The sequence below is a fragment of the Aeromonas sp. 602396 genome (assembly GCF_049173735.1).
Taxonomy (GTDB): Bacteria; Pseudomonadota; Gammaproteobacteria; order Enterobacterales; family Aeromonadaceae; genus Aeromonas; species Aeromonas veronii_A.
On record NZ_JAAKSD010000005.1, the window covers coordinates 101,668 to 114,437 of the forward strand.

Sequence of the window (12,770 nt, forward strand, 5' to 3'; positions counted from 1 at the left end):
CCGAAGTGGCGGGCGGGTAAATTACAGGAAGCTGGTACCGTACGCCAGTTTCGGCAGGCCGTGGTAAGCCGCGATGCTCTGGCCGATATCGGCAAAGGTCTCGCGACGACCGACAGAGCCAGCCTTGACCGGCTTGCCGAAGAACAGCACCGGAATGTATTCGCGGGTGTGGTCGGTACCACCCCAGGTCGGGTCACAGCCGTGGTCGGCAGTCAGCACCACCACGTCGCCATCTTGCAGCAGCTCAAACAGCTCCGGCAGGCGGGAATCGAAATACTCCAGCGCACCGGCATAACCGGCAACATCACGGCGGTGGCCGTAGGAGGAGTCGAAGTCGACGAAGTTGGTGAAGACGATGGTGTTGTCACCGGCCGCTTTCACCTCTTCCAGCGTGCGATCCCACAGCTCGGTCAGACCGGTCCCTTTCACCTGCTTGGTGATGCCCTGCTGGGCATAGATGTCGGCAATCTTGCCGATGGAGACAACCTGGCCACCCGCATCTTTCATGTAATCCAGCACGGTCGGCGCCGGCGGCAGCACTGAGTAGTCGTGGCGGTTGCCGGTACGCTTGAAGTTGCCCTTGCCAGTGCCCACGAACGGACGCGCAATCACGCGGCCGATGTTGTAGGGCTCCAGCAGCTCGCGAACGATGTGGCACAGCTCATAGAGCTTCTCGAGGCCGTAGGTCTCTTCGTGGCAGGCAATCTGGAACACCGAGTCGGCGGAGGTGTAGAGGATCGGCTTGCCGGTCTTCATGTGCTCTTCGCCCAGATCATCAAGCACCTGGGTACCGGAGGCGTGGCAGTTGCCGAGATAACCTGGCAGACCAGCCTTCTCGACGATGGCGTCCAGCAGCTCCTGCGGGAAGCTGTTGTGGTGATCCTTGAAGTAGCCCCACTCGAACAGCACGGGCACGCCGGCGATCTCCCAGTGACCGGACGGGGTGTCCTTGCCGGAGGAGAGCTCCTGCGCAAAGCCGTAGGCACCGACCACCTCGATATCTTTCTTCAGCCCTTCCGGGAAGTAGCCGGAAGCCTGCTCGCAAGCGTGGCCCAGACCCAGCTTGTTGAGGTTGGGTAGATTGAGGGCACCACGGCCTTCAATTTCACCTGCCGCACACGCCTTGGCGATATGGCCAAGGGTGTTGGCGCCCACATCTCCGAACTTGTCGGCATCGGCAGCAGCGCCAATACCGAAAGAGTCCATCATCAGAATAAAGGTACGTTTCATGGGTCTTCCCCTTGTTACAAATCGGCCAGGGTGATACGGCGGTACACTTCAGGCAGTGCTTCCGGCCGCTCGCCACCAATCCGGACAGCCGCCTGCACCATGCTGGCAGCCTGAGCATATTGCTCTTCAGTCTGAGCGTGGATCATCGCGATCGGCTTGTCAGCATCAACACTTTGACCCAGGCGGATAAAGTCGGTCAGACCGACCGCATAATCAAGTTTGTCACCGGCAGCGCGGCGACCACCGCCCATCGCCACCACGGCCAGACCCAGCTCGCGTGTATCCATGGCGGTCACGAAACCGCTGTTGGCCGCGAAGACCGGGCGCACGATGGCAGCCTTGGGCAGGTAAGCGTCATAACGCTCCATAAAATCGGCCGGGCCACCGAGACCAGTCACCATGCGACCGAAGATCTCGGCTGCCTTGCCGTTATCCAGCACCGCCTGCAGCTTGGTGCGGGCATCGCGCTCGCCGCTGGCAAGACCGGCGGAGATCAGCATCTCGGCGCACAGCGCCATGGTCACTTCGTGGATCCGCGGGTTGCGGTATTCACCTGTCAGGTAACGCACCGCTTCACGTACTTCCACCGCGTTACCGGCGCTGGAGGCCAGCACCTGGTTCATATCGGTCAAGAGCGCAGAGGTGCGGCAACCGGCACCGTTGGCCACGGCCACAATGCTCTTGGCCAGCTCTTCGGAGGCTTCGAAGGTTGGCATAAAGGCGCCGGAGCCCACTTTCACATCCATCACCAGCGCTTCGAGCCCGGAGGCGAGCTTCTTGGAGAGGATGGAGCCGGTGATCATGGCGATGGATTCGACGGTTGCAGTAATGTCACGTACTGCATAGATACGCTTGTCAGCGGGGGCCAGATCGCCGGTCTGGCCGATGATGGCGACCCCCGCCTCTTTCACCACTTTCAGGAAACGGTCGTTGTCGACCGAGGTCTGGTAGCCGGGAATGGCATCCAGCTTGTCGAGGGTACCGCCGGTATGGCCCAGACCACGACCGGAGATCATCGGCACGAAACCGCCACAGGCAGCGACCATCGGGCCAAGCATCAGAGAGACCACATCACCCACACCGCCGGTGGAGTGTTTGTCGACAATCGGGCCACCCAGATTGAGGTGATCCCAGGTTAGCACCATGCCGGAGTCGCGCATGGCGCAGGTCAGGGCGACCCGCTCATCCATGGTCATGTCTTTGAAGTAGACCGCCATCGCCAGTGCAGCGATCTGCCCCTCGCCGATGGTGTTATTGGTAATGCCCTGGACGAAGAATTGAATTTCTTGGGTACTGAGCGCTTCACCGTTGCGCTTCTTGCGAATAATTTCTTGAGGCAAAAACATCTTTCATTCCCTCCGCCATTGCTGGCGTTACACAAGCCTGAATCCTTGCCCGCACACCGCATGGTGGGGGCTAACAGGGCGGACAGCAGTCCGCCCTCTCATCAACCTATTAGTAACCGCTGGTGTTGGCCGGCTTGTCGCCATGCCCCAGAGTGGCCAGCAGACTGGCCAGCAGGCTGGATGCACCAAAGCGGAAGGTACGGGCAGATACCCAGTCGTTGCCGAGGATCTCTTCGGCCATGGCCAGATACTGACCGGCAACGGCGGCATCTTTCACGCCACCGGCAGGCTTGAAGCCGACTTTCGGATTCTTGGCCTTGATCACTTCCATCATGATGCGTGCCGCTTCTGGGGTCGCATTGACCGGCACCTTGCCGGTGGAGGTCTTGATGAAGTCGGCACCGGCATCGATACAGATTTCGGAAGCGCGACGGATCAGCGCCTCTTCTTTCAGCTCGCCGGTTTCGATGATCACTTTCAGCAGCACGTTGGCACCGCAGGCCTCTTTACAGGCTTTGACCAGATCAAAACCGATCTGTTCATTACCAGCCATGAAGGCGCGGTACGGGAACACTACGTCCACTTCGTCGGCACCGTAGGCGACCGCGGCACGGGTCTCGGCCACGGCGATCTCGATGTCGTCGTTGCCGTGCGGGAAGTTGGTCACGGTCGCAATGCGTACGTCGGCAGCGCCGATCTCACGCAGGGTCTTGCGAGCGATAGGGATAAAACGGGGGTAGATGCAGACGGCGGCGGTCAGGCCAGCCGGTGACTTGGCCTTATGGCACAGGTCGATCACCTTCTGATCGGTGTCGTCATCGTTCAAGGTGGTCAGGTCCATCAGGTTCAGAGCGCGCTGAGCGGCCACTTTCAGATCAGTCATTCTGTTCTCCAAAGTCTCGATTTAATCCAGATAACCGGGCACCACCATACCATCCAGCGATGGATGCACAGGCAGTAATCCCCAGCTATACGGGAATGGAATTACAGTGCGAAGGCACCGGCACTATCGGGATGCTATTCAAAACACCCTGCAGGCACTGCGACTGTAAATAAGGCAAGAGCCCTGTCACTTTCTTACAAAAGTGCGGACTTGGTTCCATGAAGACTTGAGAAAGGCCGACAACATCTGACCCGACTTCCCAATCAATTCCATTTGACCGCCAACACCCGATTTCATCGAGTATTAGTCATTGCCAGCACCCTGCTGGCAACGCCTATTTCAGCCGAGATACCCCCTGTTTGCAAGCCGGATTTGCCAATTTCAGAGGTACCTCACATCTGACAAATCCAGGTCTAAAAAAGCCTTACGAAAAGAAACGGGTCAGGATCCATGAGTAGGCCAATCCCCCCAGATAGACCCCGACGATCCCCATTACCCCGGACAAAACGGGAGGCGCCGGGATCGGCAATTTGAGGAAAGAAAACAACAAACCAACTATAAAGCCGGCCACCATCGCCAGTAGCACTTCATTCATATAACCTCCGATTTGACTCATTTTATTATTAGTTTAGATAGGAAAACGGTTGTCACCGCTCCATACGCGAACGCCACGGCAGATGCCGTGGCGTTCGTGTTTATACCCTGTCAGTCAGGCGGCGATTACATGCCGGACAGTGCCAGGAAGAAGCCTGCGATAGTGGCAGACATCAGGTTGGACAGAGAGCCAGCCAGTACGGCTTTCAGACCAAAGCGTGCAATGGTGCCGCGGCGGTTCGGCGCCATGGACCCCAGACCACCCAGCAGGATGGCAACAGAGGAGAGGTTGGCAAAACCACACAGCGCGAAGGAGATGATCGCCTTGGTGTGATCGGACATGGCCACACCGTTGATCAGCACTTCGTCTTTCAGGTACGGAGCGAAGTTCAGGTAAGCCACGAACTCGTTCACTACCAGCTTCTGACCGATGAAGGAACCAGCAACCACTGCTTCATTCCAGGGCACACCGATCAGGAAGGCCAGCGGGGAGAAGATCCAACCCAGCAGCAGTTCCAGAGAGAGTTGCGGATAACCGAACCAGCCACCCACACCGGAGAAGATGCCGTTGATCATGGCGATCAGACCGATGAAGGCCAGCAGCATCGCGCCGACGTTCAGGGCCAGTTGCATACCGGCAGAAGCGCCAGCAGCAGCAGCGTCAATGACGTTGGCAGGCTTGTCATCCAGCTCGGCATCAGCAGAGCTTTCGTCGTAGTTCGGGGTCTCGGTCTCGGGAACCAGCAGCTTGGCGAACAGCAGACCACCCGGCGCAGCCATGAAGGAGGCAGCAATCAGGTACTCCATCTTCACGCCCATGGAGGCGTAACCGGCCAGTACGGAACCGGCAACGGAAGCCAGACCACCACACATGACGGCGAACAGCTCGGAGTCAGTCATCTTGGCGATGTAGGGACGAACCACCAGCGGCGCTTCGGTCTGACCGACGAAGATGTTGGCGGTTGCAGAGAGGGATTCGGTGCGGGAAGTACCCAGTACTTTCTGCAGACCGCCGCCCAGCAACTTGATGACCATCTGCATGATGCCCAGGTAGTAGAGCACTGCTATCAGGGAAGAGAAGAAGATGATGACCGGCAGAACACGGAAGGCAAAGACAAAGCCGCCGCCACCGAACACTTCAAACATCTTGTTGCTGACCAGACCGCCAAACAGGAAGTCGATCCCGTTCTGGCCGTAGCTGATCACGCTGGATACCGCGTCGGATACGCCGACCAGGATATCGCGACCAACCGGAACATAGAGTACAAACGCCCCCAGACCGGCTTGAATTGCGAACGCACCGACAACGGTACGAACGTTGATTGCCTTGCGATTGCTGGAGAACAGCACCGCGATAAGGACGAGCGTCGCCATCCCTACCAGACCCATGAACAAATTCATTATTATCTTCCTCTAGTAGCACCTGGCTTGTTAGCGAGTTGTTATTAAACCCAACTAATCAAGGGGAGCGCATTATACTAATTAAAGTCCGATAAAATAGAATGCTGGTCACATTTTATCGTTATCAAAATGTCCAAGTGTCACAAAATTAGACAGCAAACGATTTTTACGCTCATTTTTTTTCCTGACAACTCAATCAGGTGTTGCGAATTTGTTTCATGGCTATTGGTCGTGATGGAAAATATGTTGGGCAGTTTCAAATAACACCTTGGCAACATCTGCCGATGGTTCATCCCGCAATGTCATCAATATTTCCGCTATTTTCGGCAGAGCTTCCGGTGTATTTCGGGAGCCTTGTACGCCTTGCAACGGCATATCTGGCGAATCGGTTTCCAGCACCAGGGCCTCGAGCGGCATAGCCCGAAATACCTCTCGCGTCTTGTTCGCCCGTTCAAAACTGATTACCCCGCCCACCCCGAGTCGAAAGCCCAGTTGCCAGAAAGCCTCCGCCTGCTGCAACGAACCGCTGAAAGCATGGATCACCCCACCACGAGGCGGCTTGAAGCGGCGCAACAGCTTGGCCACAGTGTCATTGGCGCGCACCGAGTGGATCATCAGGGGGAGCCCGGCATCTGCAGCCAGCCGGATCTGAGCCTCAAACAGCGCAAGCTGCCCCTCCTGCGGCACGTGAGAACGGAGGTCCAGCCCACACTCACCGATAGCCACCAGCCTAGCAGGTTGGCTCATCACCAGCGCTCGCAGCCGTTCCATCACCCCCTCACGCTGCTCACCGGCATACCAGGGATGAATGCCCAGACCATAAAAGAGGCCGTCATGCTGATCTGCCAGTGCCATCACACGAGTCCAGTTATCCTCTGCGATGGCAGGAATGATATACTCCGTCACCCCTAATGCCCGACAACGGGCCAGCAGCGCCTCCCTGTCTTGGTCGAACACCGGAAAGTCGAGATGGCAATGGGTATCTATCAGCTGCATATCACTCACACCTGTTTGCGGTATTTAATGGGTCATTGAACATGATGAACAACAGAAACAACGGCTTTACCCTGATTGAACTGGTGTTGGTGATCATAGTGCTGGGGATCCTGGCCGTCACCGCCCTGCCACGCTTTATCAATATCAAGGATGATGCCCTGAAAAGCACGGTCTCGGCGACTGCTGGCAGCTTTGCCAGTGCAGTTCAACTGGCAAATGCCGGCTGGTCGGTGAAAGTGAAGGGGGAGTCTATCGGGCTCTACAACTTGAGTAGCTTTGGCAAAGGCGATCTTGATATTAATCGCTATGGTTGGCCTGTAGGCACGAAAGAGGACTATAACCAAGCGCCAGATACAACATTTCCACCTGGCTCTAACGAAAACCAGATCTCTGTTAACAACGAAGATGACTGCAAGCTACTCTTCACTGGATTACTTGATACAGAGCAGACTGTTCCTGACTTAGACAATAACAACACTGAAACTGACTATAGTTCCGAACTTATTATTGCAGATGACCAAACTGAGATCGGAGGGTTAGAGCATCACAACTGCCGCTATATCCTGCGTGATTCTATCGGCCGCTTCCCGGATCACCCCAACGGCCTCGGCTTCGAGTACAACAGTGTTACCGGTGCCGTGACCCGCAATTTTGATTGAGCTCAGCCTCTTCTGCGCAAGCTCGCTCTTTGCTTGAGTCCTCATTATAACGAACCGGTGTGCAGCAGCGCCGGTTCTCCTGAGTGAGCCCCCACTCCTCGCACCACGCATCGTAACGGGCCAGCCAACGCAGCAATACCCCTTTCATCATCACACCTCCGCCAACAGGTTCAGGTCAAAAACCATCCTAATCAGAGTCGACAAGGGGAGCAAGCCATCCCCATTTTTGCGGTCGGTCGAGATAGAAAGAGCCGGTCAGCATGGCTGACCGGCTCTTTTAAGATTCCCTGAAGAGGTTATCAGATGAGCGATAGCTCATCCGCCTCAAAGGCTCTTCAGTTTCTCTTCCGGCAGAGCCAGCTCGTCGTTGTGGTTGACGCCGATACCGCGCTCCAGCACATGACGGGCGATGGCGTGGGCCTCTTCCAGCGAGTGCATGCTGTAGGTACCGCACTGGTATTCGTTCAGCTCGGGGATCTTGCCCTGCTCCTGCACGGTCAGCACGTCGCTCATGGCGGCCTGCCAGGCGGCGCCAACCCGGGCTTCGTCTGGTGCGCCGATCAGGCTCATGTAGAAGCCGGTACGGCAACCCATGGGGGAGATATCGATGATCTCCACGCCGTTGCCGTTCAGGTGATCACGCATGAAGCCGGCAAACAGGTGCTCGAGGGTGTGGATGCCGCGCTCGGAGAGGATCTCCTGGTTCGGCACGCAGAAACGCAGGTCGAACACGGTAATGGTGTCCTTGTTCGGGGTCTGCATGGTCTTGGCCACACGCACCGCTGGCGCTTCCATACGGGTGTGGTCAACGGTAAAACTGTCCAATAACGGCATTTCTGACTCCTGATTTGGTTACCAGAACCAGCCCCCACGGGAGAGCTGATCCTTGCATTGACGGTACTGGGCGCCGTAGCGCTGGGCGCGAGCTTCCACCTTGCGAGAGGTCTTCATCAACCACCCCTTGCTGCGATAGCTGCCACGCCGGTAGCCACCCCACCCTTCGTGATAGTTGAGGTACTGGCCATAGGCATCCCACTTGGAGGTGCCATTGAGCCGCTGGGCTTTGTTAGTGTACCAACCCATAAAATCGATGGCGTCGGCAAAATCATCGCGGTCACTCCAGCTGTTGCCGGTTTCCCGCTGGTAATCCGCCCAAGTTTCATCTTTGACCTGAGCATAACCATAAGCCGAACTGGCCCGCCCGGTCGGGATGAAGAGGAAATACTGCATCGGCGGCTGAGCATCATGTACGTACGAGGACTCCTGATACATCATGGCCATCACCACATGGATCGGCGTCCCCCACTTCTCGTTCATCTTGAGCGCGGCCTTGTGCCACTCCGGCTTCTCGCGAAAGATCTGGCACAGGTTTTCCGGCTGAGCCGGCGGGCGGGTACTGCACGCAGTGAGTACTGCCAGCAGGCCTGCCACCGCCACGATGCGCTTTCGGGACATCAGAGCAGAACTTGATTTGCTCTCCTGAACATAACGAGGCAAAAACGACATCAGATAGCGTCTTCGTTCTCTTCGCCGGTACGGATACGAATGACACGCTCCACCTCGCAGACGAAGATCTTGCCATCACCAATCTTGCCGGTACGGGCGGTGTTCTGGATCGCTTCCAGACAGGCATCGAGATCCTCGTCCTGCACCACCAGCTCCACCTTCACTTTCGGCAGGAAGTCGACCATATATTCGGCGCCGCGATAGAGCTCGGTATGGCCCTTCTGGCGGCCGAAGCCTTTGACTTCGGATACGGTCATACCGTTGATGCCGATCTCGGCTAGGGCCTCGCGCACATCGTCCAGCTTGAACGGTTTGATGATGGCTTCAATCTTCTTCATGGTGACTCCTTACCAGTTCTGTTTGCCGAACCCGGATGTAATGGGGTAACGGCGATCCTTACCAAAGTTGCGAGCCGTAATGCGGGGCCCGACCGCCGCCTGACGGCGCTTGTATTCGTTGAGATCCACCAGGCGGATCACCTTGCGCACCACCGCTTCCTCGAAGCCCTCGGCCACCATGTCGGCCACGGACGCATCCTCTTCCACATAACGCTTGAGGATGGCATCGAGGATGTCGTATGGCGGCAGACTGTCCTGATCCACCTGATCCGGCGCCAACTCTGCTGAAGGGGGGCGGTCGATAACCCGCTGCGGGATCACATAGTCGACCGAGTTGCGATATTCGCACAACTTGAAGACCAGCGTCTTGGGCACATCTTTCAGCACGTCAAAACCGCCAGCCATGTCACCGTACAGCGTGGCATAGCCAACAGCCATTTCACTCTTGTTGCCAGTGGTCAGCACGATACGACGACGTTTGTTGGAGAGCGCCATCAGCAGCACGCCGCGGCAGCGGGCCTGCAGATTCTCTTCGGTCGTATCGCGAGCGGTACCTTCAAACAACGGCGCCAGCTGGGTCATAAATCCTTCGAACATCGGCTCGATGGAGATGATGTTGAACTCAACCCCCATCCGCTCAGCCTGCTCCTTGGCATCTTCCACACTCATCTGGGCGGTGTAGCGGAACGGCATCATCACCGCTTGCACCTTGTCGGCCCCGATGGCATCGGCCGCGATGGCCAACGTCAGCGCCGAGTCGATGCCGCCGGATAGGCCCAGCACAGCGCCGTGGAAGCCGTTTTTGGTAACGTAGTCGCGCACTGCCAGCACCAACGCCTTATAGGTCTCGGCCAACGGCTCCAGCGGTGCAGCGGGTTCCCGCGCCTTCACTGGCTGGCCATCGGCAAAACGTACCAGCGCCAGCTCTTCGGCAAACGGGGCCAGCTTGTGAGTCAACTCGCCCTGGCTGCTGAACACCTTGGAGCAGCCGTCGAAAATCAGCTCGTCCTGACCGCAGACCTGATTGAGGTAGACCAGCGGCAGACCGGTCTGATCGCAGCGCTCGGCCATCAGCTCGCGGCGGATCCAGGGTTTTTCCTGATCATAGGGCGAGGCGTTGATGGTGAGCAGCAGCTCGGCCCCCGCAGCCTTGGCGGCCAGCGCCGGGCCAGGCTGCCACAGGTCTTCGCAGATGAGTAGACCCAGATTGTGACCACGGAAGGGAACCACACAAGTCTCGGCCGCGGCGGTGAAGTAGCGCTTCTCGTCGAATACCCCGTAGTTGGGCAGGTCCTGCTTGAAGTAACGGGCAATCAACTTGCCTCGCTCATAGAGGGAGGCTGCGTTATAAAGAGCCTCACCTTCACGCCAGGGATGCCCGACCAAAATGGCGCAGTTGCCCTGCCATTCGGCAATGCGAGCCAGCGCGGCATCGACCCGCATCATCAGATCGGCGCGCAGCAGCAGATCTTCCGGTGGATAACCGGTCAGGGCCAGCTCGGAGCAGACCAGCAGATCGGCACCTTGCTGCTCGGCCTGAGCCGCCGCAGCGAGCACTTTGTCAGTGTTATCTTCGATGGCGCCTACCGTCAGATTCAACTGGGCAAGCATCAGAGAGAGGGCTTTTGCCATGGCGATGCATCTTGTATTCGAAAATGATGGGGAATGATAAAGAAAAGGCGCTGGCTGTGCCAGCGCCCCGGATTCAAGGGGTACAACTTAGATTGGCCGCATTGGTTACACCATTATCCACCAGCAGGGCACAAGGACCACTAATCACCTGACCGTTGGCGGGTGGCGTCATGGCGATGCTGAGGGAAGCTGGTTTCAACAAGTAAGTTTTATTTCCCTGTGCACTGTAGGAGAAGTTCACCACCAAGCTACTATTTTGCGCTGCCGTACAGACATAGGTAGCCGGCTGGTTGTTAGCCTGGGGTTTATCAATACGGCAAGTAGCCCCCGTAGTTGTGGTACTGACATTCAAGCCACCGAAGGTATTTTTGCTGCAAGATACTGGCGCAGTATTGTTGCCATTCCCCTGCTCAAGACACTCGATCCGTCCCGATACCGTGAGAGTTGGCACAGTCTGGGAGCTGGTATCGATCGAGATAGGCATGGTGGCGACCTTGGCCTCACTTCGATCTACCGGTGAGATAAGTGAAGCTGTGATCCCCGAGTTACCTTGGTAGGCCGTCACCTTGATCGATGCACTTTGCAACACGTTGGATGCATCCTTGGTGCTCTTCTTGGCGGACAAATAACCACGGCTGTAGCTACCAAAATAATAGCTGCCAAGATCAACGACTGTCTTGACAGGCTCGTTGGTCACACCGACATAGTCAGAGGCACTGCCAGTCAACTGGCCACTCAATGGCACCAAGCTCCACTCCGCCAGCATGGTCAGATTGATATCCTGAAACGGAACCTTGGCCAACAGATCCTGAGAGGTCAGATCGAGCTTCGAGAGACTGTCCGGCGAGAGCAGATCCACGTAGATACCTCTAGCAATCAACTGGGCGGTCCCCGTATTCATGGTGATCTTGGTGCTGGTATCTCCCCCTGTCGCAGCATTGGCAGGCAACCAATCCGCAAATTCGGTGATCGTCGGCGGCGTGGCCGTGGGGTTTGCGGTCCAGTTGAGGGTGTTTTTCTGCCAGGTGATGTAGGTAGTAACTACGTACTTGATGTAGTTCTGATAGCTGGTCTGGTTTGCGGGCTTGGCAAGAAAATCAGCGCTGGTCACGACAACTTTGATCAGGTTCCAGTCAGGCAGCGGGCGATAGTAACCATCAAGTCTGACAAAGCGGCAGGCATCCACATAATCGCCACTATTGACCGATGAGAGGCCACTGTTGTAACGCAGTCGACTGGTATTGAGTGGAGCGTAAAACTGTTCGAAACTGCTGCCGCTGCCATCGAAATGATCCTTGCAGCAACTGGTGCAGAGACTCGGTTGATCTCTGACACTGCTGTTGAGTACCCCGGTCTGCTTGGTAACCTGGGAGCCCACATTCCAGTACAACAGGTTGCTGCTGGTCAAAATGGCCTTACCGGGCAGGTAGGCATTGACACTCGAGCCATAACTGCAGGAACAGGAGACCGATGCCAGATCCTGCAGCACCTGTTGAGTATTGCCACCATTGTCTGGCTTATAGGTAACAGTCTCGAATTGCACCAGTTTGCCAACAGAACCATCCTTGGAGGTCACGGTGGGCAATGGCTTGCTGGTCTCTTGCTTGCGCCCTTCCTGGTCAATCTGGATGGAAATGACATCGGGCGCGACCCCGGGGGTATAAACCACATGGGGCGGCTCACGACTGGTATCCAACCCCCCGTTAAACTGATTCTGGGTTAATGACTCAACAGGCGATACCGCACCGGAAAGCAACAAGGAATGGGACTGCCCGACGCTGTCGCTCCAACTGACATTGACATTGACCACCTTTCGGCCAGGATAGGCATGCAAATAACCCGCCGGGATAGCCGTCTGCCAGCCAGAGCCATTCCAGTACTGATTACTGACGCTCCAACTAAGGGCATAAGTCCCACCGCCATCAGGAGGTGTTGCCGAACTGGAACCTGCCGCGATACTGTTATAAGCAGTAAACGGTGAAACCGCGCTTACCACTCCATTGAAGGTACGAAACGCATCCAGTTTTGACTCCGCCAGACGCATGGCTACCTCATAACGGCGGCTATCCTGGGAGGTATTGAGCAACGAACGAGACATAGCCACCAGTCCTGCGACCCCCACTCCCAGCAGAACCAGGGTGATCAAAATCTCTAACAGCCCAAATCCCTTGTGCGGTTTCATACA

At 56.8% G+C, this 12,770-nt stretch carries 12 protein-coding genes; 1 reads left to right on the forward strand and 11 read right to left on the reverse strand.

Annotated features, from left to right (window positions below):
* Positions 1–21: 21 nt before the first annotated feature.
* The 6 genes from G5229_RS08570 to G5229_RS08595 form a co-directional block, all read right to left on the reverse strand.
* The gene (locus tag G5229_RS08570) at positions 22–1,230 is read right to left on the reverse strand and encodes a phosphopentomutase (RefSeq protein WP_021230981.1); all 1,209 of its coding nucleotides are present in this window, start codon (positions 1,228–1,230) and stop codon (positions 22–24) included.
* Between the two features lie 14 nt (positions 1,231–1,244).
* Positions 1,245–2,576: a thymidine phosphorylase gene (gene deoA, locus G5229_RS08575; RefSeq protein ID WP_421208958.1), complete on the reverse strand. Its 1,332-nt coding sequence runs from the start codon at positions 2,574–2,576 to the stop codon at positions 1,245–1,247.
* Positions 2,577–2,685: 109 nt separating this feature from the next.
* A complete protein-coding gene (gene deoC, locus G5229_RS08580; protein ID WP_005340468.1) occupies positions 2,686–3,459 on the reverse strand; it encodes a deoxyribose-phosphate aldolase in 774 nt (257 codons plus the stop codon).
* A gap of 424 nt (positions 3,460–3,883) precedes the next feature.
* On the reverse strand, positions 3,884–4,054 hold the full coding sequence (locus G5229_RS08585) for a XapX domain-containing protein (protein ID WP_005340467.1): 171 nt from the start codon (positions 4,052–4,054) through the stop codon (positions 3,884–3,886).
* A 125-nt stretch (positions 4,055–4,179) separates the two neighbouring features.
* Positions 4,180–5,454, reverse strand: coding sequence for a NupC/NupG family nucleoside CNT transporter (locus G5229_RS08590; RefSeq protein WP_005340466.1), 1,275 nt, complete (start codon positions 5,452–5,454; stop codon positions 4,180–4,182).
* Between the two features lie 222 nt (positions 5,455–5,676).
* On the reverse strand, positions 5,677–6,450 hold the full coding sequence (locus tag G5229_RS08595; RefSeq protein WP_042053355.1) for a TatD family hydrolase: 774 nt from the start codon (positions 6,448–6,450) through the stop codon (positions 5,677–5,679).
* A gap of 41 nt (positions 6,451–6,491) precedes the next feature.
* Here G5229_RS08595 and G5229_RS08600 point away from each other — a divergent pair, with 41 nt between their 5' ends.
* Positions 6,492–7,109, forward strand: a complete 618-nt coding sequence (locus tag G5229_RS08600) for a type II secretion system protein (protein ID WP_421172251.1) — start codon at positions 6,492–6,494, stop codon at positions 7,107–7,109.
* Between the two features lie 324 nt (positions 7,110–7,433).
* Here G5229_RS08600 and luxS read toward each other — a convergent pair whose 3' ends face one another.
* From luxS to G5229_RS08625, 5 genes are all read right to left on the reverse strand, one after another.
* The gene (gene luxS, locus G5229_RS08605) at positions 7,434–7,943 is read right to left on the reverse strand and encodes an S-ribosylhomocysteine lyase (protein ID WP_033135492.1); all 510 of its coding nucleotides are present in this window, start codon (positions 7,941–7,943) and stop codon (positions 7,434–7,436) included.
* An 18-nt stretch (positions 7,944–7,961) separates the two neighbouring features.
* Entirely contained in the window at positions 7,962–8,564 is a 603-nt protein-coding gene (locus G5229_RS08610) for a lipoprotein (RefSeq protein ID WP_041233948.1), read from the reverse strand.
* Positions 8,565–8,614: 50 nt separating this feature from the next.
* Positions 8,615–8,953 carry a nitrogen regulatory protein P-II gene (glnB, locus tag G5229_RS08615; protein ID WP_005308848.1) on the reverse strand — a complete coding sequence of 113 codons (339 nt, stop codon included), beginning with the start codon at positions 8,951–8,953 and terminating at the stop codon, positions 8,615–8,617.
* Positions 8,954–8,962: 9 nt separating this feature from the next.
* Positions 8,963–10,585 (reverse strand): NAD+ synthase, encoded by a 1,623-nt coding sequence (locus G5229_RS08620; RefSeq protein ID WP_421202917.1) that lies wholly within the window; start codon positions 10,583–10,585, stop codon positions 8,963–8,965.
* A gap of 73 nt (positions 10,586–10,658) precedes the next feature.
* Positions 10,659–12,767, reverse strand: coding sequence for a type IV pilus modification PilV family protein (locus G5229_RS08625; RefSeq protein WP_421208959.1), 2,109 nt, complete (start codon positions 12,765–12,767; stop codon positions 10,659–10,661).
* Positions 12,768–12,770 lie beyond the last annotated feature (3 nt).

What these genes read in the sequence shown, in the direction of transcription:
- G5229_RS08610 (WP_041233948.1), bottom strand. Translation starts at nt 8,564, where the DNA reads ATGTCCCGAAAGCGCATCGTGGCGGTGGCAGGCCTGCTGGCAGTACTC.
- G5229_RS08620 (WP_421202917.1), bottom strand. Translation starts at nt 10,585, where the DNA reads ATGGCAAAAGCCCTCTCTCTGATGCTTGCCCAGTTGAATCTGACGGTA.
- glnB (WP_005308848.1), bottom strand. Translation starts at nt 8,953, where the DNA reads ATGAAGAAGATTGAAGCCATCATCAAACCGTTCAAGCTGGACGATGTG.
- G5229_RS08625 (WP_421208959.1), bottom strand. Translation starts at nt 12,767, where the DNA reads ATGAAACCGCACAAGGGATTTGGGCTGTTAGAGATTTTGATCACCCTG.
- deoC (WP_005340468.1), bottom strand. Translation starts at nt 3,459, where the DNA reads ATGACTGATCTGAAAGTGGCCGCTCAGCGCGCTCTGAACCTGATGGAC.
- G5229_RS08585 (WP_005340467.1), bottom strand. Translation starts at nt 4,054, where the DNA reads ATGAATGAAGTGCTACTGGCGATGGTGGCCGGCTTTATAGTTGGTTTG.
- G5229_RS08595 (WP_042053355.1), bottom strand. Translation starts at nt 6,450, where the DNA reads ATGCAGCTGATAGATACCCATTGCCATCTCGACTTTCCGGTGTTCGAC.
- G5229_RS08600 (WP_421172251.1), top strand. Translation starts at nt 6,492, where the DNA reads ATGATGAACAACAGAAACAACGGCTTTACCCTGATTGAACTGGTGTTG.
- deoA (WP_421208958.1), bottom strand. Translation starts at nt 2,576, where the DNA reads ATGTTTTTGCCTCAAGAAATTATTCGCAAGAAGCGCAACGGTGAAGCG.
- luxS (WP_033135492.1), bottom strand. Translation starts at nt 7,943, where the DNA reads ATGCCGTTATTGGACAGTTTTACCGTTGACCACACCCGTATGGAAGCG.
- G5229_RS08590 (WP_005340466.1), bottom strand. Translation starts at nt 5,454, where the DNA reads ATGAATTTGTTCATGGGTCTGGTAGGGATGGCGACGCTCGTCCTTATC.
- G5229_RS08570 (WP_021230981.1), bottom strand. Translation starts at nt 1,230, where the DNA reads ATGAAACGTACCTTTATTCTGATGATGGACTCTTTCGGTATTGGCGCT.